General features: G+C 49.0%; 19 protein-coding genes. 12 read left to right on the top strand and 7 right to left on the bottom strand.

The window, feature by feature from the left end; translation table 11 throughout:
• The first annotated feature begins 185 nt into the window (after positions 1 to 185).
• Complete coding sequence (locus tag V7D78_RS02520; protein ID WP_333606853.1) at positions 186 to 905, top strand: VC0807 family protein; 720 nt, start codon at positions 186 to 188, stop codon at positions 903 to 905.
• A gap of 17 nt (positions 906 to 922) precedes the next feature.
• Here the strand turns inward: V7D78_RS02520 and V7D78_RS02515 are convergent, their stop codons facing one another.
• Positions 923 to 1,765, bottom strand: a complete 843-nt coding sequence (locus V7D78_RS02515; RefSeq protein WP_333606852.1) for an ion transporter — start codon at positions 1,763 to 1,765, stop codon at positions 923 to 925.
• A gap of 312 nt (positions 1,766 to 2,077) precedes the next feature.
• On the opposite strand from V7D78_RS02515, the gene V7D78_RS02510 reads away from it, so the two are divergent.
• Positions 2,078 to 2,626: a hypothetical protein gene (locus tag V7D78_RS02510; protein WP_333606851.1), complete on the top strand. Its 549-nt coding sequence runs from the start codon at positions 2,078 to 2,080 to the stop codon at positions 2,624 to 2,626.
• Positions 2,627 to 2,749: 123 nt separating this feature from the next.
• Here the strand turns inward: V7D78_RS02510 and metC are convergent, their stop codons facing one another.
• The gene (gene metC / locus V7D78_RS02505) at positions 2,750 to 3,922 is read right to left on the bottom strand and encodes a cystathionine beta-lyase (RefSeq protein ID WP_333606850.1); all 1,173 of its coding nucleotides are present in this window, start codon (positions 3,920 to 3,922) and stop codon (positions 2,750 to 2,752) included.
• 168 nt (positions 3,923 to 4,090) lie between these two features.
• Between metC and V7D78_RS02500 the strand changes: the two genes are divergently transcribed.
• Positions 4,091 to 6,583, top strand: a complete 2,493-nt coding sequence (locus V7D78_RS02500; RefSeq protein ID WP_333606849.1) for a TonB-dependent receptor plug domain-containing protein — start codon at positions 4,091 to 4,093, stop codon at positions 6,581 to 6,583.
• Positions 6,584 to 6,668: 85 nt separating this feature from the next.
• On the opposite strand, the gene V7D78_RS02495 is transcribed toward V7D78_RS02500, so the two are convergent.
• The gene (locus V7D78_RS02495; protein WP_333606848.1) at positions 6,669 to 7,439 is read right to left on the bottom strand and encodes an EAL domain-containing protein; all 771 of its coding nucleotides are present in this window, start codon (positions 7,437 to 7,439) and stop codon (positions 6,669 to 6,671) included.
• A gap of 177 nt (positions 7,440 to 7,616) precedes the next feature.
• Positions 7,617 to 12,890 carry a S8 family serine peptidase gene (locus tag V7D78_RS02490; RefSeq protein WP_333606847.1) on the bottom strand — a complete coding sequence of 1,758 codons (5,274 nt, stop codon included), beginning with the start codon at positions 12,888 to 12,890 and terminating at the stop codon, positions 7,617 to 7,619.
• A gap of 198 nt (positions 12,891 to 13,088) precedes the next feature.
• On the opposite strand from V7D78_RS02490, the gene V7D78_RS02485 reads away from it, so the two are divergent.
• The 7 genes from V7D78_RS02485 to fre all read left to right on the top strand — a co-directional run bounded on the left by V7D78_RS02485 (position 13,089) and on the right by fre (position 18,781).
• Positions 13,089 to 13,907 carry a MipA/OmpV family protein gene (locus V7D78_RS02485; protein ID WP_333606846.1) on the top strand — a complete coding sequence of 273 codons (819 nt, stop codon included), beginning with the start codon at positions 13,089 to 13,091 and terminating at the stop codon, positions 13,905 to 13,907.
• Positions 13,907 to 14,287 (top strand): DUF3019 domain-containing protein, encoded by a 381-nt coding sequence (locus tag V7D78_RS02480; RefSeq protein WP_333606845.1) that lies wholly within the window; start codon positions 13,907 to 13,909, stop codon positions 14,285 to 14,287. The genes V7D78_RS02485 and V7D78_RS02480 overlap by 1 nt, the downstream gene beginning before the upstream one ends.
• Entirely contained in the window at positions 14,284 to 14,976 is a 693-nt protein-coding gene (locus V7D78_RS02475; RefSeq protein WP_333606844.1) for a response regulator transcription factor, read from the top strand. Before V7D78_RS02480 ends, V7D78_RS02475 begins: the two co-directional genes overlap by 4 nt.
• Complete coding sequence (locus V7D78_RS02470) at positions 14,969 to 16,171, top strand: ATP-binding protein (RefSeq protein WP_333606843.1); 1,203 nt, start codon at positions 14,969 to 14,971, stop codon at positions 16,169 to 16,171. Before V7D78_RS02475 ends, V7D78_RS02470 begins: the two co-directional genes overlap by 8 nt.
• A gap of 69 nt (positions 16,172 to 16,240) precedes the next feature.
• On the top strand, positions 16,241 to 17,731 hold the full coding sequence (gene ubiD, locus V7D78_RS02465) for a 4-hydroxy-3-polyprenylbenzoate decarboxylase (RefSeq protein WP_333606842.1): 1,491 nt from the start codon (positions 16,241 to 16,243) through the stop codon (positions 17,729 to 17,731).
• Positions 17,728 to 18,018, top strand: a complete 291-nt coding sequence (locus V7D78_RS02460) for a 2Fe-2S iron-sulfur cluster-binding protein (RefSeq protein WP_333606841.1) — start codon at positions 17,728 to 17,730, stop codon at positions 18,016 to 18,018. Before ubiD ends, V7D78_RS02460 begins: the two co-directional genes overlap by 4 nt.
• A gap of 37 nt (positions 18,019 to 18,055) precedes the next feature.
• Positions 18,056 to 18,781 carry an NAD(P)H-flavin reductase gene (gene fre / locus V7D78_RS02455; RefSeq protein WP_333606840.1) on the top strand — a complete coding sequence of 242 codons (726 nt, stop codon included), beginning with the start codon at positions 18,056 to 18,058 and terminating at the stop codon, positions 18,779 to 18,781.
• A 67-nt stretch (positions 18,782 to 18,848) separates the two neighbouring features.
• On the opposite strand, the gene V7D78_RS02450 is transcribed toward fre, so the two are convergent.
• On the bottom strand, positions 18,849 to 20,174 hold the full coding sequence (locus tag V7D78_RS02450; RefSeq protein ID WP_333606839.1) for a TonB family protein: 1,326 nt from the start codon (positions 20,172 to 20,174) through the stop codon (positions 18,849 to 18,851).
• Between the two features lie 51 nt (positions 20,175 to 20,225).
• Positions 20,226 to 21,554, bottom strand: a complete 1,329-nt coding sequence (locus V7D78_RS02445; protein WP_333606838.1) for a hypothetical protein — start codon at positions 21,552 to 21,554, stop codon at positions 20,226 to 20,228.
• A 153-nt stretch (positions 21,555 to 21,707) separates the two neighbouring features.
• On the opposite strand from V7D78_RS02445, the gene V7D78_RS02440 reads away from it, so the two are divergent.
• Positions 21,708 to 22,118, top strand: a complete 411-nt coding sequence (locus tag V7D78_RS02440; RefSeq protein WP_333606837.1) for an acyl-CoA thioesterase — start codon at positions 21,708 to 21,710, stop codon at positions 22,116 to 22,118.
• Between the two features lie 14 nt (positions 22,119 to 22,132).
• Here the strand turns inward: V7D78_RS02440 and V7D78_RS02435 are convergent, their stop codons facing one another.
• Positions 22,133 to 22,918: a hypothetical protein gene (locus tag V7D78_RS02435; protein WP_333606836.1), complete on the bottom strand. Its 786-nt coding sequence runs from the start codon at positions 22,916 to 22,918 to the stop codon at positions 22,133 to 22,135.
• Positions 22,919 to 23,141: 223 nt separating this feature from the next.
• On the opposite strand from V7D78_RS02435, the gene V7D78_RS02430 reads away from it, so the two are divergent.
• Positions 23,142 to 23,553 (top strand): hypothetical protein (locus V7D78_RS02430; protein ID WP_333606835.1); only part of this gene is annotated, 412 nt, incomplete at its 3' end.

The following is a 23,553-nucleotide window of genomic DNA, read 5'->3' as shown; positions in this document are numbered from 1 at the left end:
ATTAACTGGAAAGAGCACTAACTACCCTATCTGCTATTTCGTTGGTACTCAACACTGACAGATTACACAAGCAGCAACGCAATTGGTAAGACCAAATTACCAAGCAATAAATATAATGAACATTGGGACGGCTGACAAAGCTTGGTATACTGACCACCATTTACAGACATCCCGGATAACGCATAATGACAGCACCCTTGAGTACCCAGCCCGCGCCAGCGCAAAAGCCCAGTGGCTTTTTAAGTAATCTGATTTTTAATATCGTGGTACCGGCGGTTATCCTCAGCAAATTTAGTGGTGAAGAACAACTGGGTCCAGTGTGGGGCATAGTGCTGGCGCTGGCCTTTCCGATTGGCTTTGGTTTGTGGGATTTGCGCCGGCTGGGAAAGGTGAATTTTTTCTCCGTGCTGGGCATTATCAGTGTGTTTTTAACCGGAGGCATAGCACTGCTGGAGCTTGACCCGGCCTATATTGCCATTAAAGAAGCCGCCATTCCTGGGGCCATTGGAATAGCGGTCTTGGTTAGTCAACGGCTGGGCTTTGGCTTGGTGAAAAAGTTTTTATTAAACGGGCAGATTTTGGATAGCGACAAGCTGTATCAGGCGTTAGCGCTGCGGCAAACGGTAGCGCAGTTTGAACAACGCTTGGCCAAAGCCAGCTACCTGGTAGCCTCGTCGTTCTTTTTATCCTCAGCGCTGAATTACATTCTGGCAAAAGTAGTACTGCAAAGCCCGCCCGGTACCACGGCTTTTAATGAAGAGCTGGGCCGCATGACCTGGTTAAGTTACCCGGTGATCGTACTGCCCAGTATGCTGGTATTAATGCTGGCTATCTGGTTTATCTTTAGCAGTATTGGCAAGCTGACCGGACGCGAGCTGGATGAATTTTTAGTGCAGCAGGGCTAAGCCTGCTGCCAAGCCAGCTATTTATTCCCTGCGGTTTTATTTGCCAGTTCACTGCGCAATAACGCCAGCTCTTGCTGCAACTGGCGCATCTGGCCCACTAAATCCTGCTGCAGCGCCTGCTCAGCATCATGCTCTTCTTTATGCTCTTCATCATGCATGCTTTGCACTGCATTGACGATAACGGCAATAAATAAATTCAGCATGGTAAAGGTGGCTATCAGGATAAAGGGCACAAAAAACGCCCAGGCATAGGGGAATTGCTCCATCACCGGGCGCGAAATACCCATAGACCAGCTTTCCAGTGTCATGATCTGAAACAGCGTATATAAGGTGGCGCCCAAACTGCCAAACCACTCAGGGAAGGCTTCACCAAACAACTTGGTGGCCATTACCGCAGCCACGTAATACACCAGACCCAGCACCATGGCTATAGACATCATGCCGTTAAGCGATTTAACCAGGGCACCGACGATTTTTTTCATCGACGGCACAAAGGTCAGCACCCGTAACACCCGTAGTACCCTTAACGCCCGCAGCACAGCAAAAGGCCCACTGGCCGGCACCAGAGCAATACCCACGACAATAAAATCGAACAGACTCCAGGCATCTTTGAAGAACGCCAGGCGATGCACATAGATCCGCAAGCCAATTTCAACTACAAATACCGCCAGGATCACCTTATCCAGTAACAACAGCGGCTTGCCCGCAAATTGCATGACAGCATCAGAGGTTTCCAGCCCCAGCAATACCGCGTTTAATAAAATTAACGCCAGCAAACTGCGCTGGATAAAGGGTCGCTCCAGCCAGAGTTTCACTTGCTGCCGCAACTGGCCGCCTTGTTCGGTAATCGCCACACTCATTCGGGTACTCCAGAGGGTTGAATGGGCGCTATTGTATGCCAGCCAGCTAACAGATCAATGTGCATAAGGCATTTGCAGCTAAAAATAGTCTAGTCATGCCACTGTAAGGCAGGGGGTAAACAGCTAAGTGCTTTTTTTCAGTTAATTCCGACTTCATCACAAAAACATCAGCTTAAAACTATATTGAAATTACCGCCAAAAACATGCAGAGTTGCTAACAAAAAATAGACAGAATGACTGCGGTAGAAATGCTGTGCTCTTAGCGGGTTGTTATACAGGCTGGTAATTAAATACAAAACTAAGGAGAGAAAAATGAAGTTTATCAAAGTTACCTTTGTGCTAGTGATGTGCTCATATCTTTGGGGCTGCGCTTCAGGTGCTAAGATGGAGAACATGGTTTTCCAGGGCGAGAAAAAAGAATACTCTGAAGAAATACAAGAAAACTTGATGCTTGGCGAAGTATCAGGTGGTAAAAAAACCAACCCTGCCTGGACTTCAGAAATTGATAACGAAGCATTCTCTGGTGCTGTAAAAGAAAGCCTGAAATCTCAAGGGCTTTATTCAAACAATGGAAAATATCGATTAGAAGTCAAAATGCTTAAGGTCGATCAACCGCTATTCGGTTTAGATTTAAAAGTCACTACCCATGTTCGGTATATTTTGACCCACACTGACAGTGGCGCTGTGGTTTTTGACGATACAGTAATAGCACCTCATACCGCTGGTGTAGGTGACGCTTTAGCAGCCGTGAAAAGACTCAGGCTAGCTAATGAAGGTTCGGCTCAGAAAAATATAGAAGGGCTGCTGAGCAAATTGTCAGAACTGCGCATAGCGCCGCAAGAAGTATCATTAGCCAAGTAATCAACATGCATAGGTCGCACTTAGCTGCGACTTACCTGAGCCCGGTGTTGTATGATGCATAGCCGGGCTTATTTTTGCTACCAGATGCAATAAGTACCGATGTCAGGCCAAGAGCGCGCTGTGTTAACCTGCCTGCAAAAACCGCTCAAAAGCGCGGGTTAAATCGTCCAGCAAATCATCTACGTCTTCCAGACCAATATGCAATCGCAATAAAGGCCCGCTGTAGGGCCAGTGGCTGGCGCTGCGCAGTTTTTGTAACTGCATAGTTGCGGTAATTAAACTTTCATAGCCGCCCCAGGAAAAACCCATTTTAAAATGCGCCATCCCTTCAATAAAAGCCTCAACCTGCTGCTGGCTGCCCTGCTTTAACACAAAAGAGAACAAGCCATTACTGCCGCTAAAATCACGTTTAAAAATGGCATGGCCCGGGTGAGATGGCAGTGCCGGATGCAGCACCGTTTCTACCTCTGGCCGTTGTTGTAACCAGTGCGCCACCTTAAGGGCACTGTGCTCATGCTGCTTTAACCTAACCGCCAAAGTGCGTAAACCGCGAAGCGCCGTGTAGGCATCATCAGCCGAGGCGCAATAGCCCATTAAATAGCTTTGTTCACGCAATGTTGGCCAGTGCTGCTCTGTAGCACTGGCGGTGCCGAGCATCACATCTGAGTGGCCAACAATATACTTAGTAGCAGATTGCACTGAAATATCCACACCCAGCGCAAAGGGCTGACACAGAATAGGCGACGCCCAGGTGTTATCCAGAATAGTTACGATCTGATGCTGGCGCGCCACAGCGCATATAGCGGGTATGTCCTGCATCTCAAAGCTGAGCGAGCCCGGAGACTCCAGAAAAATCACCTTGGTATTGGGCTTAATTAAGCCTGCGATGGCTGCACCCAGTTGCGGATCATAATAAGTGGTTTCAATGCCCAGGCCTTTAAGCAGTTTATCGCACAAGGCGCGGGTGGGTTCGTAGGCACTGTCAACCATCAATAAATGATCGCCACTTTGTAAAAAAGCCAGTAAAGCACCACTTACCGCCGCCGCGCCACAGGGATATAGCGCACAGCCAGCACCGCCTTCCAATTCGCATATGGCTTGTTGCAAAGCGAAATGGGTATCGGTGCCGCGCCGGCCATAAAAGGGCACCCGGTTACCACGCCCTAAGGTTGCCTGCTTAAGTTGGGCAAAGGTATCAAACACTATAGTAGAGGCGCGTACCAAGGGCGGATTGACCGCATAGCCAGTGTATTGTTTGGCACGGCCGGCATGCACTAACCGGGTATTTTGCTTCATGAGTGCTCCAATTCGACCTTAGTCGCGTAGTAAAGACATCTGGAAGTCTGTACTATTTCTAGCTATAGTTCAACAGACCCGGAGTAAATGTCACAACTTATGTGACATTGATTTGACAGCATTATTCGCGACAACTAGTTTTAATGCAGTATAACAAGGAGAGAAACAATGCGCGCACTTACCCCAACACCTCTGGCGTTAGCCATCGCCATCAGTTTAGCCAGCCCCAACCTGCTGGCACAGCAAGCAGAAACTGAAGAAAAAGCTGAAAAAATTGAGCAAATCGTGGTGACCGGTACCCGGGTTGCAGGGCGCTCTGTCAATGATACTGCAGTACCTATCGATATCGTAGGCGTGGATGTTCTGGAACGCAGCGGCAGTACCGAATTAAACCAAATGTTATCTACTGCTCTGCCCTCTTTTAACTTTCCGCGTCCGGGTTTGGCCGATGGTACCGACACCATTCGTCCAGCCACCTTGCGCGGTTTAGGCCCGGATCAGTCTTTAGTACTGGTTAACTCAAAGCGTCGCCATTCAGCCTCGCTGGTTAACGTAAATGGTACTGTTGGTCGCGGCTCATCGGCAGTCGATTTAAATACTATTCCTACCGCGGCTATTCGTTCGGTTGAGGTTTTACGTGATGGTGCTTCAGCCCAGTATGGCTCAGATGCCATTGCCGGCGTATTAAACGTGCGGCTTCGCGAAGAAACCGATGGCGGCAGTGTAAACCTGTCTTATGGTTTTCGCGATACCAGTTACACCATACCCACGAGACCCGCACCAACTGGTGCCACCTGGAGTGCACCAGCTGAGCTAACGCGCAGCCGCACGGACGGCGAAACCTTCACACTAAGTGGCTGGAAAGGGTTTGAGCTTGGCAGCGATGGCTTTATCACCTTATCAGCCGATTATAAAAATGCCGAGCGCACCGAGCGCGGTGGCTGGGATACCCGCACCCAGTACCCGTTAATTGACGGTCAGTTTGACCCACGTGAAGCCACCTTTAATCGTTTTAGTGCCTGGTATGGTGAGCCCGAGGTGGAGCAATTTACCTTATTTGCCAATGCTGGTATTAACCTGGAAAACGGTAAAATCTATGGCTGGGCCAGTTATCAAAACCGTGAAGCACGCTCAGCTGGTTTTTATCGACCTGCTAACGATGCACGAAACGTGATTGAAATTCATCCGGACGGTTTCTTGCCTATTATCGCTCCGCAAGTCACCGACGGTAGTGCCGCCTTAGGTTACCAGTGGGATAAAGGCGAGTGGAGCTATGACACCTCAGTGGTCTGGGGTGAGAACAAAATGGCTTTTACCATAGAAAACACCGTAAACCGCTCTATTGGCCCGAGCAGCAAAACCGAGTTTGATGCCGGTGGTTTTAAATACGGCCAGGCGGTATTTAACTTCTCTGCCGTTACTTCTGTTAATGTTGATAACCTGGCTTCACCACTTAACGTAGCCATTGGCGCTGAAGCACGTCGCGAATATTATTCCATCTTTGCTGGTGAGCCAGACTCCTACCGTAATGGCGGCGTACTTTTGCCTAATGGTAATCCTACGGCTTCTGGCGCCCAGGTATTTCCGGGCTTCAGGCCCTCTAATGAAGTGGATGAAAACCGTCGGGCAGTGGGTGTTTTTGTTGACGTAGAAGCCAACATCACTGATAGCCTGCTGGGCTCAGTCGCCATAAGGGCTGAAGATTATTCCGACTTTGGCAGTAACTTCACAGGTAAAGCAGCGTTTCGCTACGATGTAAGTGACGATTTTGGAATACGAGGCTCAGTACAAAACGGGTTTAGAGCACCTTCACTGCAGCAGCAAAACTTTACCGCCACATCCACTAACTTTATAAGTGGTGTACCCTTTGATATTACCACTTTCCCGGTAAACAACCCCGTAGCTATTGCACTGGGTGCCAAACCGCTGGATGCCGAAAAGTCGACAAACTTTTCATTAGGCACGGTATTACAATTAGGCCCTGTGTCATTAACTATTGATAGTTATCAAATTGATATTAACGATCGCATCGTGTTGTCTGAAAATCTTACACAAGCAAACGTAAGAGAATATTTAGAGAGCCAAGGTTTTATTGGTATTGGTGGTGGCCGCTTCTTCCTTAATGGTGTTGACACCACCACCAGGGGCTTAGACATTGTTGCCAACTGGCCTTATATCAGCGATAGCCTGGGGCAATTCGATTTTACGGTTGTCGCCAACTATAATAAAACAGAAGTAACTGCGGTGCCTGCAACTGCTGAGTTATCAGCATTAAATCCGGCGCCGGTGTTATTTGCTCGTGTAAATGTATTAACTTTTGAAAAAGGCACGCCTGAAAACAAACTAGGATTTATTACCAACTGGCAGCGTGATGGCTTTGGATTAACGCTACGTGCTACCCGCTATGGTGATGTATTAGCGCCACAGTCTAATGCGCAAAATGATTTAACACTAAAAGCTAAAACCTTGATTGATATTGAAGCCCGTTATGATGTTAACGACAATATCCGGGTATCTTTTGGTGCTGACAACCTGCTGGATACTTACCCTACGGAGAACCCGATTAACCTCAATACCACCGGGGCAACCTCGTTCTCTAACTACTCGCCATTTGGCCGCTCTGGCCGCTTTATTTATGGCCGGGTTACCTATAACTTTTAATGGTTAAGCCGCTTAACTATAAATAAAAACACCAGCTTAACCGCTGGTGTTTTTTTTGCTAACAGTAAGGCTAATACACTAAGGACTACAACATACCGCTTAATTCAGCATTAGTGGTTAAATGCTCCAGCTGCGGTTTAGCAAAATAATAGCCCTGAAAATAACGGATGCCCAGTTGCAGTAAGCAGTCTAACTCCGCCTTGGTTTCGACTCCTTCAGCCAGCACTAAGGTGTCCTGCAACGCGCATTGCAATATCGTTTCCTTAACAATTAATTGCTTAGTCAGGTGCTGCTCAATGTTGCGGATAAGCTCCATATCCAATTTTAAGATATGCGGTTTTAGTTCTATCAGCCAATCCAGTGTCGCGAAACCTGCGCCATAATCATCAATCGCCGTTTTAAAGCCGCGCTTAGAATAACTTCTAAAAATACGGTTTAAATGATCTTTATCAGGTATTTCTTCACCTTCGGTGACTTCAAATACCAGTTTGGTTAAATCAAAGCCATATAAATCCGCCGCTTCTATAGTAGCCTTAATACAGGTTTCCGGGTTATAGACAGCATTGGGTAAAAAATTGATATTAAGGTAAGTATTGCAGCCCAGTTTAGCTGCGGTTTCTATGGCTTTCACGCGGCAGGCCTGATCAAAATAGTATTTATTGCCGGCATGGATACGTTCAAAAACCCAGCCGGCACCCTGGCCTTCAGGCCCTCGTACTAAGGCTTCATAACCGCAGATGCTTTGATATTTCCAGTCGATAATCGGCTGAAATGCCATGCGGATTTGAAAACCCAAATCCTGACCGCTTAGGCAGTCACCACAAGTTTGTTGTTTGATACTGTCTGGAAATATCATGGCATTAACCCTACAACGGCTTTATTTATTAAGTCAGTGTTGTTTATTATAAAAAATTAACAACAGACTTAAGTCATCATCTGAGCAACCTTAGCATAAAAAAACACCAGCCGGCTAACCGGCTGGTGTTTTTTTATGCTAAGGTGTCAGTAGCCTAAGCTTAGGACACAGGCCGGATTAATGCAGACGACGGCGCCGCAGCATTAACAAAGCCAACAGGCCCAGTAAACTGAACATAGTGGCACTGCCGCTTGATTTGCGTTTTACTTCAATCTCAGCTGCCGCCGCACTGACCACCAGGCTTACCGTTACCGTATCGGTTAACTGGCCATCAGATACCGTTAACTGGAAGCTGTAATTGCCTTGTGGCACCTGAGTCAGATGCAAGCGGCTTGCCTGTTGCTGCACCGTTACACTGGCGCCACTTTGCTGTTGCCAGCTAAAGCTCAGGGCATCACCATCAACATCATAACTGCCAGAAGCATCCAGTACGATATTATCACCGGCTTTGGCACTGGTAGGGTTAACCACAACCCTGGCAACAGGGGCATCATTAATGTTAATAACATGCAGTTTAAAGGTGGTAGAGCCACGATCAGACGGGTTTTCCATATCGGTTACCGTCACTGTCACTTCAGTAGTACCAAAGAAGTGCGCTTCAGGCGTGATACTAATAGCGCTGCCAGCAGTATGACCATGCACCTCAGCCGTGATATTCGCACCACTGACACTGATCCGGTTTGCAGTATTGCGCTCATCACTATACAGCACCAGCAGATTGGCTAAAGTGGTGTTTTCATCGATAGTGTAATCGCGGATAGCGCCCACCGTTATATTACCCGGTACGTCTATGCTGGCCTGTAGTGGCATATCAGCCATACCCGCCAGCGTTGCCACGCCGGTCACATCCAGTGTTTTGCCCACAGCACCGTTAGACACCCGCACCGGTACGGTCACCGAGAACTGCGAAGATTCCGGTCCCTGGTAATCCATACAGATCACTAACCCTTCCTGCAGTTTTTGATCAAGGTCTTCATAGGCGAAACTTGAACCTAAATGCCCCTCTAACGGACCATAGGGATCGCGTAAACCGCGGAAGCCTTGAATACCAACGGAACCCCGGCCATCGCCGTTAAACTGCAGCTTTTGATACCCCAAATAGAACTCATATTGCCCTTTACCAAAACGGGTGGCTTTATTCATCACCATTTGAAAATTAAAGCGGTCATCACGCTCTATGCGTGTTGTTTCCCAGGTCTCAGGATCAGTTTCATAGTATACCGAATGTGATCCATTCCATTGAACAACTGCATGTTCATCCGAATGTGCCACTGAAATCCCCTGATCCCAACCATTAAAAGGTGTAATCATTACATCAAAGCCAAATGGAGTCCCTCCCCATCCTCGCCACAGAGGTGCGATCGCCTGATGAGGAAAGCCCCTGTAAGGGAAAGGATAGTGTGCCGGCCAGAATAAGGGTTCACCGCTAAAACCGATATGACCATTACCTCTTATGAACAACGAATGCACCGGATAGTGTTCATTGCCATAGAGGTTTAGCCCTGAGTAATCTTGGAATAACCAGCTTAACGGTATATGAGTGCCTTCACGTAAATCCATCGGATCCTCATTACCGAACAAAGGCCCTCCGCCCATTGCGACCAAATCAATAAAGCCTGGATCATTCTGTCCATAATCTGGCATGAAGCACATCGCATCGTCCTGATTAGTGGTCATCACATAGGCCGCCGCGAGGTCTTTGGTGTCGGGTTGCTCACCACTTATGGTTAACACACCATCGCTCAGGCTCATTGCAGTAATAATGCTGTCGTCAGATAACCGAATCGCATCTTGTTCCAGCGTTAACCCTGCGGGTATTTGTGTTGTGATGCTAAAGCTGCGATCCAGGCCACTTTGGTTTGGCAAACCGGTGAAGGTCAGATCAAAACGCTGGCCGATACGGGCGCTGGTTTTTTCCGTTTGCATGCTAATGTGATTTGCCCCACGATTAAGCCGCAACGGCACAAAACCGGCACTTTGCGGATTTACGTCTGAACTGCCAATATCAAAACCACTGTAGTAAATATCACCAGCTTGCGCCTCTGGCAGGTTCCATTCCAGGTTAATAGTTGTTGGCGTAACGCCATCGGTATTGCCTGGTAACTGTATGCTAACAGAGCCATCTATCTCGTCAGTGACCACGGCGTAAGCCACTTTATAGGTAAAGTCACCTGGCAGGAACCAATCATTTGGGTTGTATACCATGGCCCAGTATTCACCCGGCTCCGGATCATCAATATAGCAATAGTTGTTCAGCGTGGTATGTAAAGAGGCGCAAAGAATTTCAGTACGCGGGTTAGCAGCACCATCGCCATCAAAATCCTTACCAAGATAGACGATTAAGTTGCTGTCATTGATCTGTCCGTCAGGCAGCTTGGTAACGCGCTCAAGCACCTCTACCACCAGCCTTTTGCTCCCCTCAGGTACCGTCATCCATCGGATATGCACCGAATCATCAACAATTTGATCTGTTGGCTCATCATAATAAGGATTAGCTGGCCAGGGCATCACACCGTCATCATCTGTTGGCAGGGTGACCAATTCAATATCTGGCGTTACTGCTTTATAAACCCTGGCAACCGGCGAAACGGCTTCAGGTAAAACCACACCTTTAATCGGGAAGTTACCAGCAGCTGCGTGCATATTCAGTTCAATTTTTTCCGGTAATTGGCCGGCGTTATACTTGAATACCACCGGCATACGCATGTCCGGTGAACGGCCGCTAAGATCCTGCAACTTCAGATGTGAATGCAATTCCACTTCTGAGTTACCAAAGATATCGTGGGTTTTGGTGATCGATGCCGTTACCATTACGGTTTGGCTTTCACCGGCTCTCAAACTAAAACGGCTTGGGACGGCTTCGATTTTTACACCATTTTGCTGATACTGATAGTGGCTTGCTGCAGACCAGTTCACCACTGGATCACTGCTGATTTCCCAGTGCCCATCTTTGGTCGCGGTAAAGGTTCTTAACCATGTACAGGTCGGATTACAGTTAAAATTCACCAATTGTGGAATATTGAGCTGGTGCGGTAATCCCCCGCTATTAGGGTTGGCGGCCAGCATATTGGCATGACTCTCATCCATTACCAGGCCTGTATCAATCGCATTTTTGACATTAATCCGGCCGGTACCGGCACGGTAAATGTTCACTTCTGTGCGGGTTTCCCAAGGCTGCCCTTCATTATTCACTGTGACAACTTCCGGATCCGCTGTGAGTTGCAAAGCCGATTGCAACTGAGCCACCGACAATTGCGGATTGGCTTGCTTGAGCAGGGCTAGCGCACCGGCCACATGAGGCGCAGCCATTGAGGAGCCACTGAGGAAAGCGTAATCAGCAGTAAAAGGGGTACCACCGGCATATTCTGCAAAAGGGTTTTCATCATTTGACGCGGCGTAAATATTTACCCCAGGCGCTGACACTGTGGGCACCAACAGACTTGGATTCGCCCGGCTTGGTCCACGGGACGAAAAGCTGGCCAATCGGTCTTGCTTGTTGGGATCCACTGTTTTATAGATGTCGGTTGCCGAAATGGTTAACCAATGACCATGACTTGCGTCACTGTTTAACCAACTACTCAGCTGCCACCAGTTTTCCATACTAATGTGAATACCCGGGATCGGATAGCGATCGGTGTAGACCACATTGCCTTCATCACCCCAATCTGACGCGTTATACAAAATGAAGCCACTGGCACCGCCGGCAGCCACATTAGCGGCTTTTTCAATACGCGGGTTGTTACCACGCTGACAGGCAACGATGACCGGTGCCGGGTTACCGTTCGTATCAACAATCGTATTGTTATTTACATCTAAGGCATAAGCAAAGGTATCAGCAGCAAACGCGGACAAACAGTCGGCATCACCATAGTGGGCAGCATCAACCACCACCCCGGTCAGGCTTTCATCGTTAATGCCGCCGCCTTTTATTGCTTGATAGGGCGCATAATCACCACCAACAAAGTTATCAAGGGTAGTATCGATGTGCATGCTTCGCCCATGAGTTGTCGCCCCTACGTTAACCAGCCAGGGTGAAGCATGGTCAATATAACCCAGGTATTCGTTTCCTTCAGCACCTCCAGAGTTACCGGCAGATGCCGCGGTGGCTACGCCAGCCTGGAAGGCACCCAGGAACGCTTGCTCAATCGCATCTTCCCACGGCGAGCGCAGATTTCCGGCGTTACCTATAGAAAAATTAATGACATCAGCGCCGTCTGTTACCGCATCTTCAATGCCGGCAATCAGGGCTTCTGACGGACACTCCCCTAACGGCGAACAGACCTGGTAGGAGATAATATTGGCACGTGGCGCAACACCAGAGATCTGAGGGAAAAAGCCTTCTTTTATGACGATACCATCGCTGGCGGCACTCACGTCCTGAATAACAAAATCAACATCATGCAAGGTATTACCTGCTGCCGTTGACGCCGTATGCGAACCGTGACCGTTATAATCTTCGCCAACAGCGGGGGCGATCCACCCAAAATCTTTGGTGATAACCGGGTAACTGCGGACACCTATTAGTTTGTCATTACACAGGTGAGCAAAACCGGCCTTTTGACAATCGCCCAGATACTGACCGGCACCAAACGGATTAACGTGCTGGTAACCATCAGTTGAGACGGCAGCAAATGACGGGTGATCGGTGTTGACGCCAGTATCCAACACCGCAACAATAATGCCCTCACCTTTTAACGGCAAATTCAGATCAGTATTGCCTGACCACACCTGATCGGCATTGATCACTCGCGGCCCTTCATCAGTGTTCAGTTTATAGATCACCGAGCGCTGTACAGAGGCAACCTGCGGCAAACGAGACAAGCGTTCCGCTTCATCCTGGGTTAGGCTCATACTAAAACCATTAATAGCTGCGGTAAACTGTTGCCGCACGTGCTTGGCCCCCAGCACCTGCTCAACCTGGATCAGGGTTTGCTGTTGCGTCTGCAATAACTGTTGCTGGTAGTCCGCCACCTGCTGTGTCACTGGCTGGCCGCGGCTGAATAATTTCTGCTGGCCAACCAGGGGCTGACTGGCAGCACCTATTACCTGCAGCGGCTGGGACTGAATAGCATGTGTACTGATCGCCGGTTGTGTCAGTTGAACTATATAGACATGCTCACCGGTTAAGTCAGGCTCAGGCTGAAATTTACTCCTTACCGGATTAATCGCCATATTTAGGCCATGGTTCTGTTTAACCACATTAACCTTGTTGACCGCATTGACGGTTTGGCGTTGGTTTAACCTTTGGACTTGCTCAGCAGTAATAAAGCGTAATGTATTCGCGGCTGGTTGGGTTACGGATGCAGACTGCGGCACATCACTGGCCGCATGTAAGGCTGCAGCACTGTATAGTGCCGCGGCCACCGTAACAGAGAGCGTACTCAATTTCATTGCGTTCTCCGGATTGTTGATGGAATTATTGTTATAGTCGTACAGATAACCTGCGTTACCGACTGCACATAAAACCATCATTTCCAGAACTTTCAGCACTGTTTTCCTGTAGCGTTTTGTAGCAACTGCAACCAGATCGCTGCATTTTTCAGCATGGCTTGCTAGACTGCCATTATTCACCTTTTGCCTTGCGATAACATGAAACCATTTCTGTTAGTCTTGCAGCTCGCTTTGCTGCAATTTTGTAGTATCACGGCCGCGTCTGATAGCGCTAGCCAGGGGGAATGGGCGTTTAGTCTGTCGGCAGGCTATGGTCAGATCGACAATCCACTGAGCTTTCGCGACGATATAAAAATGTTTCTGCTGCCTGGCATCAGCTACTACGGCAAGCGCTTTTATCTGGAAAACACTCATCTTGGCTATTCGTTGTTCGAGCAGCCTACGTTTTATGTCGACCTGGTAGGTCAGTTTAACGAAGATGGCTTTTTTTATCACTTTGACGGTCGCCACACCCTGGGCTTGCGGGAAATATTAGTACCCGATTTTGGCTACTCCGATCCTGGTGACACACCCGATATCCGCATCCGCCGCCATCTGAGCTATCTGGGCGGGCTCAGCGCTACCTGGAAAACCCAGCTGGCTGATATCCGTCTTAGTGGCCTGGTAGATTTAACCGCCGGGCACCATGGCACAGAATATCATTTAAGCCTGAGTCGCGACCTGCAGCTACACAAGCTGAAACTGCGGTTGGTCGCCCGATATTTGCTGAAAAGTGCAACCACCACCAACTACTACTATAATTTCACCAGCAGTGAACTTGGTGGTTTTAACTGGTATAGCCTGCCTGCAAGCCGCCATTATCAGTTGCGGCTGGTGATGGCATACCCGTTAACCGAGCAGCTCGATGTGATTGGCCAATTGCAATACACCAGGATGGATAACGCACTGGACAGAACGCTGTTATTGAACAACACGGCGTATCGAAGCCAGTTTATAGGGCTTAGATACCGATTCTGATGCCGTACTCAACGCTGTTACTACTATTGTTCATATTTAGTGGTGGCTTACTTGCTGCAGATGCCCGTTTTACCCTGACACTAACGCCGGATAAATGTGCGGTCTCTGCCGATATGCCGCGCTGTAAGGCGCAGGTACAGGCGGCAGTAACAGCAAACTACACAGGCATGCTTTGTATTGTGGCCCAACAACAGCAACACTGTCAGTTGCACCAACCTGAACGCGTTTCGTTGTTTCAACTGCAGCTGGACAGCTCTGAGGCGGTACACATTGATTTACGTGATGAGCAGCAACAGGTAGTGCGCAGCAGCCGTTTCGTCGTCTATCAATATATCGAAAAACCGCGGCCCAGACGTGGTTACTTGTGGAACAGCCTATGAACGAAGCCATTTCTGTATTGTTGATAGAAGATGATCTTAAGCTGGCCGAAGTGATCAGCGAATTTCTGAGCCAGCACCAGATACAGGTTCAGCATGTGGCCACGGCACAGCAAGCTTTAACCTTTTCGCAAGCGGTTGACATGATTATCAGTGATATTATGCTGCCCGACTTAAATGGCCTGCTGCTATTTAATAAGCTGCGGCTGCGCTGTAGCTGCCCTATTGTGTTTCTTAGCGCCCTGACCTTAGAGCACGAGCAAATTACCGGCCTGGAAACGGGGGCGGCCGATTACCTGTGCAAACCCATAGCCCCATTATTGTTATTGGCAAAAATTCGCAGCGCATTGCGTTTCGCCAAACATCAACAACTCACCGATAAACGGCAGATTGGTGATTTACTATTGGATAAATCGCGTTATCAGGCTTTTTTTCAGGGAGAATCATTACAACTTACTGCCCTGGAATTTGATATTTTCTGGTTACTTTGCAGCCATCAGGGCCAGGTGGTTGGCCGTGATCTGCTATTTCAGGAAATTGTTGGCCGGCCCTATGATGGCATTGATCGCGCGATTGATCTGAAAATCAGCCGGCTCAGACGTAAGCTGGCAGACAACTTTGCGGATAATTTTGCCATCGCCGCGCTTCGTGGTCAGGGCTATATGTTTAGCTATGGCAGTGCGCATGAATAAGCAATTTGTGCATTTCTACCTGCTGGTTGTACTGTCCAGCTGTGCGCTGATCTGGGCGCTGGCGAAACTCTATCAAGGGCTGGTACCGGCAGAGCCGGCTTACCAGATCACGGCGGAACAACTGTTTAACAGCCCGCAACTTAGCTTTAGTGAAGTACCGCTAAACAGCTTACAACTGCCCGCCGCATTAGAGCAAAAGCTGGCAAACAATGAAACACTGGCGCTACAAATGCCTGATTTAACCACTTATTTTTATCGTTACAGCGACACAGGTCAATTGCTGCAGGCCGGACCGGTCAATAACTGGCAACACCAAGATTCACCCGATTTTTCCTGGCTGTTTTACAGTGCCCTGGCGTTATTGTTTATGGTGATTTTGTGGCCACTATTCCGGGATATTCAGCGCCTGAGTAAACTGACTCTTGCCTTTAGCGAACAACCTAACCCGATCAAAGCCAATATTTCCAGGCACTCCAGCTTATCTATATTGGCAAACAAAGTGGAGTTGATGTCTGAGCGCATTTGTAGCTTGCTGCAACAACAGCAACATATCGCCCGTACCATTACCCATGAAACCCGCACCCCTTTATCCCGGATAAAATTTACACTAAGTTTATGCGGCGAGCAGATGCCGCTGAAATACCAACGCACTTTACAGCGTGATATCGCCGAAATTGATCAGCTAATGCAGGATTATCTGGATTTCTCCAGGCTGGATTATATGGCCAACAAAACCTTGCAACCCTTAGCTACCGAGCCCTGGCTGGCGGCTATCCGCGATAATTTCGACGTTTATCAACATGAGTTTCAGCTCGAGTTTCATAATAGCGTGGCGCACATGCATTTTATTGCCGATGCCATGACCCTGGCTGTCAATAACCTGCTGAGTAATGCGCTGCGCTATGCCAACAGTACTATTACTCTCAGTCTGCAGCAGGCGGCTGGCTACTATTGTTTAACGGTACAGGATGATGGTCCGGGTTTTGTTCAGAATAGCCAGTTATTGACACAGGCCTTTAGTACCGGTGACAGCAAAGCCGGTTATGGCCTTGGCCTCTATATCGTTAATCAGGTGGTACTGTGGCATGGTGGCCAGCTCACACTGAGTAATCAGCATGGCGCCGTGGTGCAATTGCGCTGGCCCGTACCTGCCGCCGCTATAATGTCCGGTACTGTCGCCGGCACTGCCCACTGAGCCAGACTGGCATGCAAAGCGTAGAGCTGTATAATAACCACCAATGACAGTCAGGGCCTGAAGCCAAGCATGAAATATAAAGATTTACGTGATTTTATTCAGCAATTAGAGCAACGCGGTGAGCTGGTGCGGGTCATTGCTGAAGTAGACCCGGTACTGGAGATGACCGAAATTGCCGATCGCACACTGCGCGCCGGCGGCCCGGCAATTTTATTTGAAAACCCCAAAGGCTACCGCATGCCGGTATTGGCCAATTTATTTGGCACCCCTAAGCGGGTAGCGCTGGGTATGGGTCAGGAAGAGGTGTCGGCACTGCGCGAAGTCGGTAAGCTGCTGGCGTTTTTAAAAGAACCTGAGCCACCGAAAGGCTTAAAAGATGCCTGGAGTAAGCTGCCGATATTTAAGCAGGTGCTGAATATGTCACCAAAGCTGGTGAAAAAAGCGCCCTGTCAGCAAATAGTGTTAAGCGGTGACGACGTTGATTTAAGCCAATTACCGGTGATGACCTGCTGGCCTGGCGATGCCGCGCCGTTGATCACCTGGGGCCTGACGGTCACCAAAGGGCCGCACAAAGAGCGGCAAAACCTCGGCATTTATCGCCAGCAAGTGCTGTCTAAAAACAAAGTGATTATGCGCTGGTTGTCGCACCGTGGTGGCGCGCTGGATTTTTATGAATTTCAAAAAGCCAACCCGGGCCAGAATTACCCGGTGGCCGTAGCGCTGGGTGCCGATCCGGCCACCATTTTAGGCGCGGTCACACCAGTGCCTGATACCCTATCAGAATATGGCTTTGCCGGACTGTTACGCGGCGATAATACCGAGGTAGTCAAGTGCATTAGCAATGATTTGCAGGTACCGGCCAGCGCTGAAATTGTGCTGGAGGGCTATATTGCCCCGGGCGAATTAGCGCCGGAAGGCCCTTATGGCGATCACACCGGTTATTACAATGAAGTAGATAATTTCCCGGTATTTACCGTCACCCATATTACTATGCGTCAGGACCCGATTTATCACAGCACCTACACCGGACGGCCACCGGATGAACCGGCCATTTTAGGTGTCGCATTAAATGAAGTGTTTATTCCGATTTTGCAAAAACAATTTCCGGAAATCACCGATTTTTATCTGCCACCAGAGGGCTGCTCATACCGCTTAGCCATTGTCACCATGAAAAAGCAGTACCCTGGCCATGCCAAGCGGGTGATGATGGGGGTCTGGTCCTTCCTGCGCCAGTTTATGTACACCAAGTTTGTTATTGTCTGTGATGACGATATTAATGCCCGCGACTGGCAGGATGTGATCTGGGCCATTACCACACGCATGGATCCGGCCCGCGATACCACATTAATTGAGAACACCCCGATAGATTATCTGGATTTTGCCTCGCCGGTGTCAGGCCTAGGCTCTAAAATGGGTATGGACGCCACCAATAAATGGCCGGGAGAAACCACTCGTGAATGGGGTGAGCCCATAGTGATGACAGATGAGATTAAGCAGCGCGTCGATGACCTATGGCCAAGCCTCGGTATTCATTTACCAATTAATGAGTCGAAGCTTTGAGTAACACTACCCGCTTCAATATCACCCTGATACCAGCAGGGCTTAACTTTAGTGTTGAGCCAGGAGAAACAATATTAGTGGCGGCGTTGCGTCAGGGTATTGATTTTCCAAATCGCTGTCGTCAAGGGGTATGCACCAGCTGTGTCTGTAAGCTAAAAAGCGGTGAAGTTAGCTATGCTGAGCCGCAACCACTAACTGAACTAGACAAACAACAAAAGTTTACTTATTGTTGCCTGGCTTACCCGCTGAGCGATGTGATATTGCATCACCCTTTTATTACCGGCTAAACGCGCACTTTTATCCTTTATTAATATTGAGAACACCATGACCACCACAGCCCCTGTTACTGCCATCGCCTGCCATGTACTTTCGGTTGAGGCGTTAAGCCCGGCCATCAGTAAAGTGCTGCTGCAGCCACAACAAGCCGTGGACTACCAGCCTGGCCAGTATTTGCAGCTGGTACTGAGCGCTGAAGATAAAAGGCCGTTCTCCATCGCCAGCATCGCCAGCCAGCCACAATTGGAGCTGCACATAGGCACCCCTGCCGGTGACAGCTGGTCAAGCGCAGCGCTGACGCATCTTAAACAACAACACGCTGCGGCGTTACCGGTGATGGCAGAGATTGGCCTGGGTCTAGCACAATTACGTCAGGACAGTCAGCGGCCGGTTATCTTACTGGCTGGCGGTACCGGCTTTTCTTATGTGTATGCTATTGCCCAGGCATTAAGTGCGGCCAACGCCAGCCAGCCGGTATTTTTATATTGGGGCGTTCGCCAGCAGGATGCCTTGTACTATCAGCCGCAAATACAGCAGTGGGCGACACAGGGTAAAAAATTCAGTTATATCCCGGTGGTACAAGAGCCCGACAACCTCTGGCAGGGGCGCAGCGGTTTAGTCCATGAAGCGGTGTTAGCCGATTTTGTCTCGCTGGAAGCGTACGATATTTATATCGCCGGCCCCTTTGCCATGGCCGGGGTAGCCCGCGAAGCCTTTGCCGAGCAAGGGGCGCAGCGCCAGCATATGTACGCTGATGCCTTTGCTTATATTTAAGCCAGCGCTGTTAACGCAAAAAGCGGCTTTATGCCGCTTTTTGCCGGTTTAACTGTCACCCAGCCTGTTACATTAACTGTTTTTTCAGCTCAAGCGCCGGTCGATACTGCTTGGCAATAGCCGCATCCAGCAGCGCTAAGCCTTCGTTACGCTGACCTTCTAACATCAACCGGGAGCCGACCCAAGCCATGACTTCGGCATCTTGCTGATCCAGCAAATATTGCTCCCAGCGTTCATCATAAGCCGCCATAATTCGCTGCGCTTCTTTACTCCCATTTTTGGCGGCGCTATCCCACCAGTAATGTGCTGACAAACTGGCGGGCACGCTAAGTGACGGTCTGACATAAATACTTCTTGATCGCTGATCAACACCCCTGCTTAAACGATACACATCTGTTTCTATCTTGCCACTGAGCGTTAAGCCCAGCAGGGTGGTGATGTCGCTTTCTGGGGCAAAATCTGCACTAAGTTGTTCAATAATGCGGCCATCTTCGGCCACTCGCACCAAAGCGCGACCAAAAAAACCATCAAAGTCAGCTTTAACCGTGCTGAATGGTTTAAAAACCGCTAAATTTAAATGGCCGTCTATCGGCAATGATTTGTCTATATAAAGCTCAACCCGGCTTTGCACATCCATCAGTCGCAGCACACTGCCCAGCAGTAACTGATGCTGCGGTGAGCCAAGTAAAGACCCTTGCCATAACTGATGTTTATCAATCAACGCTTGAGCACTGTTAACGCTTACTGCGCCCTCAAGGCTGTAATCAAGCCGCACGCTCAGCAAATGCTTTTTACCTGTCGCTTCATATTGCCAGCGCTTAACAGCACGTATTGATTCGCGGTCAAAGGTTTTTGCAGGGTAGGCATCCACCACATCTATTGCCTGTACTTTACCTTGCTCATCCACTAAAAAGCGCATAGACACATAGCCAAACAGCCCAGATCTGGCAGCATCAACCGGATACCTCGGCTCCGCCCGCTTTACGGGCCGGGGCAGTTCAACAGTGTCGGTCGGTTCGTTAAGATCTTTTGGCCATATACTGACGGATTGCCGCAACACGGCTAGCTGCTGTTCAGTTTTTGCTAACTGTGCCGCGTCTGCTTGCACTAGTAGCCGCTCCAGTAGTTCAGCGGCATCGGCCCTACCCAGCTCTGCTGCAAGCATAAAGTACGCCAGGGCCTTTTCCTGATCAGCAGCTACCCCTTCAGCATTATGGTACATAGCGCCTAAGTTATAGGCCGCATCTTCATTGCCTAATGTAATCAGTTGTTCAAAGCCTTGCAGGGCAGCAGCATACTCCTTGTTTTCATAAGCGTTAATCGCTTGCCACCAGTCTGCTCTGGCCGGATTAACCAGCAGCAAAGCAATGATTAGCATCCATCTTGTTTTCATCTTTTCTTCCTTTACTCTGTATCAGGCTCAATAGCGAGCCGTGGTATGCATTTAGATATTTTGTGGCAATAAGGCTTGCAGCAGTTCCGCGGCCTGGCTGTATCCCGCGCTCGCCGCTTGCTGTAACAGTGTCTGACCTTCAGCCGTTTCACCGTCCAGTATTAAACGCGCCCCATGCCAGGCTTTGGACACCGGATCTTGCTGTTGTAATAAATAAAACTGCCAGTCTTCCCGCTTAGCGCCCAGAATGCGCTGCGCGGTTCGATCGCCATTAACTGCCGCTTCATTCCACCAGTACCAGGGATTCATGGCATTGCTCATCGGCAGATAATGTTGCACAGTGGCGGTATCCCTTCGGGTGGCCCGGCTTAAACTGTACCAGCCAGCTTTGGCACCACGGATGCGCTCACCTATCAGTTCGTCTGCTGTAGGGCTTTGCAGTAGCCGACCCTGGATAACCCGCACAATTTCACCTTTGTCGTTAGTTTGCACCTCAACAGAGCCAACAAAGCTGGGTAACAAAAACCTTAGCTGTTGCTGGCGAAACAGTTCGGTTAAATCCGGGGCTTTTTCATCTAACGGCAGTTGCCGGTCAATCACCAATAAACCGTCGGCAACAATATCAATCAGATTAAGTACACTGCCCAGCATTTCCTGATAACGTGGCGCACCCGCCTGAGCATAATCCCATAAATTCTGATGATTTAACAGCTGATTGGCCTGACGTCCGGTCATCGCACCTCTTACCCAAAAATTAATTTGCTTTGTCATCAGGTGCTGTTTACCTGTGGCTTCGTATTGCCAGCGGCGCATAGTGCGAAAGGTATAGGAGTCAAAGGCGTCTTCTGGGAATGCATCAACCGTATCAACCACCTGCACCCGGCCTTCACCATCCACTAAATAACGCAGCACTATGTAACCAAAGGGATGTTTGCGATGCACATCATCAGGGATATTCGGCATAGGTGTACTCAGCGCCGCAGGCGGATGCTCTTCGGTGAAACGGTAAGGTCGGAAATCCGTTTTTATGACCAGCGCCTGCTGTGCCTGCTCCGCCAGCGCTTGCGCTTGTCGCCGCTGCTCGGCCGTGGCTTCTTGTTGCAAGCGCGCTAAGATGTCGTCTGCTTGCGGATGCTGAAACTCACTGGCCAACATAAAATAGGATAACGCCTCAACCAGATCAGGCGCCTGACCTTCACCATAATAGGCCATGACACCTAGGTTAAAGGCCGCTTTACCATTACCCAGCGGCAATAGTTGGCTGAATTCTGTTTTCGCTCTGGCGAAGTCTTGCTTTTCATAAGCGGTTAAGCCAGCCAGCCAGTCGGCAGACAAACTAAAACTGGCCATCGCTAACAGTAACAAACTGCATAAGCGCATAGGTGTACCTATTATTAATTTTTATTCCACTATTGCATAGTAAACCAAAAATTAACCTAAGCAATATTCATCCAACAAAAAACCTCACCATATCTGGTATGGCCAGTTAAGCTATGCCACAATTACGTCTCTATTTAACGTCGGGACCAAACCATGACACACAGTACGCAAATTAAAGTTCGCGGTTATCATTTAGACATTTATCAGCATGTTAATAACGCCCGCTATCTGGAATTCTTAGAAGAGGCTCGCTGGGGTTATTTAGAAGACAGTGGTGATATTGACTGGTTTGCCAAACACAATCTGGCCTGGGTAATTGTTAACATTAATATTAACTACCGGGTAGCGGCCACCATGGGTGATACGCTACAGGTACTGACCCGCTTTAGTAAGGTAGGCGGTAAGAGTGCGGTGGTCACGCAGGAAGTGCATATTGCCGGCAAAGACGCCGTCGCTGCCGATGCCCAGGTGACCTTTGTCTGTTTAGATCAAAAAACCGGCAAGGCCGTGCCGATTGAGGGCGAATTAAAAGCGCGCTTAGAGCAACATATTGCTGAGGGTTAACGCGCTGCAGCAGCTTAGCGTTTCAGGTGTTTGTCCAGCGCCTGTTTTAATGCATCAATTTTAACTTCATCACCACAGTCGCTGCGCTTTAATGCCATCAGCGCGTCAAAACCCTCTTTGCTGGGGTCGGCAATCAGGCAGCCATGTCTGGTGCGGATCAGCTGCGTGCCATTATTGAGTGTGGCCAGCACTTGTTGCGCCGGATCGGCGCTCAGCTGTTGATGCCGCCGTTCAACAGTCATTTTTGGGTGCTGCTGTTTTTCTAAAAATTGTTGATAACTGGCGCTGGCCGCATCGTGCAGTTGCTCGGGCTGCACTGTTGTAACCCGGTTAAGCGCCCGCTCTGCCAATCCCGGTAGCGGCAGCGTTTCTACAGAGTGAGCCGTGGTTTGCAAAGCGGGGGTTGTGGTTAGCTCAGCAGGGACGGTGATTAACTCAGTGTCCGTCTGTACTGCAGCGTTTTGCTCAGCCTTGTCAGGCTCTGGCACTAAAGGGTCGCTTAAGTCCTGCTCTGGCGCGGCATGGTCGGCTGCAGTAGCCTCAGCCAAAGCGGATATAATGGCAGCACCCGCTTCTGCTAGCGCTGTTGATGCGGGTGTTGCTGCGGGTGTTGCTGGCGGCAGTTTGGGCGCCTGATACAGATAAGTCTGAATCGGTTCAACAGCTGGCGGCAAAACGGGCTGGCGCACATCGATACAGAGCAATAGCAACAACAGCAGCGCATGCAAAGCGATAGCCAGCAGCAACGGGCGGCCATCATTAGCCACAAAGCGTGTTAAGCGTCGAATAACAGCAGTCAAGCTATGCTGCCCCTGCGCCGGTTTGGTTGTCGTCAGCGTCAGACCGACAAGGCCGCAATAAATTCCGTATTTGACTAATCTTAACGTTGGTATAGATTGTTTTTTAAGAAATCATTTATTTATCAGAACTTCATCGATTTTACCATCCCTCAAATCATCAATAATGCGCTGTTTAATTCCACAATTCGACTTAAAAATAAGAGTAGTAATGCTAAGGATAAATATGGCTTTAAATAAAGTAAAAGTTGTCGCTCTTGCGGTACTTATTAGCAATAACGTAGGTATAGCAGTCGCTGCCCCAACTGAACCCGAAGTCCTTGAACGTATTATCGTTGACGGAACTGCGTACCGTGACATGCTCACAAAATTAGCCTTATGGGACTTTTCAAATCAAAATTTACTACGATCTCAACAAAATCGGGCAAAGGCTTTGGATTTTCATACCCGTTTACATAATAACGTCAAAGACGATTTCGGTTCGGACGGTGATAGTAACAGCTGTAGTCAAGGCAACCCAATTCATGTTGCTAATGGTACAAAAACAGAAACTGAATATGATTTTAGCGGTCTGGAACAATATCAGGGCAAGAGCGTGAATGCTCATTTTTCATTCATGTTTAATCCAGCCAGTAAAA

This window comes from Arsukibacterium sp. (assembly GCF_036735525.1).
Lineage (GTDB): Bacteria > Pseudomonadota > Gammaproteobacteria > Enterobacterales > Alteromonadaceae > Alishewanella.
Note: the sequence above shows the minus strand (reverse complement) of the source record. Positions and strands in the feature narration are given on the sequence as shown.

Bases quoted from the DNA above. Each gene is read 5' to 3' on its own strand.
- V7D78_RS02520 (WP_333606853.1), top strand. From the start codon at position 186: ATGACAGCACCCTTGAGTACCCAGCCCGCGCCAGCGCAAAAGCCCAGT.
- metC (WP_333606850.1), bottom strand. From the start codon at position 3,922: ATGAAGCAAAATACCCGGTTAGTGCATGCCGGCCGTGCCAAACAATAC.
- V7D78_RS02495 (WP_333606848.1), bottom strand. From the start codon at position 7,439: ATGATATTTCCAGACAGTATCAAACAACAAACTTGTGGTGACTGCCTA.
- V7D78_RS02480 (WP_333606845.1), top strand. From the start codon at position 13,907: ATGCCGTACTCAACGCTGTTACTACTATTGTTCATATTTAGTGGTGGC.
- ubiD (WP_333606842.1), top strand. From the start codon at position 16,241: ATGAAATATAAAGATTTACGTGATTTTATTCAGCAATTAGAGCAACGC.
- V7D78_RS02515 (WP_333606852.1), bottom strand. From the start codon at position 1,765: ATGAGTGTGGCGATTACCGAACAAGGCGGCCAGTTGCGGCAGCAAGTG.
- V7D78_RS02475 (WP_333606844.1), top strand. From the start codon at position 14,284: ATGAACGAAGCCATTTCTGTATTGTTGATAGAAGATGATCTTAAGCTG.
- V7D78_RS02440 (WP_333606837.1), top strand. From the start codon at position 21,708: ATGACACACAGTACGCAAATTAAAGTTCGCGGTTATCATTTAGACATT.
- V7D78_RS02490 (WP_333606847.1), bottom strand. From the start codon at position 12,890: ATGAAATTGAGTACGCTCTCTGTTACGGTGGCCGCGGCACTATACAGT.
- V7D78_RS02470 (WP_333606843.1), top strand. From the start codon at position 14,969: ATGAATAAGCAATTTGTGCATTTCTACCTGCTGGTTGTACTGTCCAGC.
- V7D78_RS02485 (WP_333606846.1), top strand. From the start codon at position 13,089: ATGAAACCATTTCTGTTAGTCTTGCAGCTCGCTTTGCTGCAATTTTGT.
- V7D78_RS02500 (WP_333606849.1), top strand. From the start codon at position 4,091: ATGCGCGCACTTACCCCAACACCTCTGGCGTTAGCCATCGCCATCAGT.
- V7D78_RS02450 (WP_333606839.1), bottom strand. From the start codon at position 20,174: ATGAAAACAAGATGGATGCTAATCATTGCTTTGCTGCTGGTTAATCCG.
- V7D78_RS02510 (WP_333606851.1), top strand. From the start codon at position 2,078: ATGAAGTTTATCAAAGTTACCTTTGTGCTAGTGATGTGCTCATATCTT.
- fre (WP_333606840.1), top strand. From the start codon at position 18,056: ATGACCACCACAGCCCCTGTTACTGCCATCGCCTGCCATGTACTTTCG.
- V7D78_RS02445 (WP_333606838.1), bottom strand. From the start codon at position 21,554: ATGCGCTTATGCAGTTTGTTACTGTTAGCGATGGCCAGTTTTAGTTTG.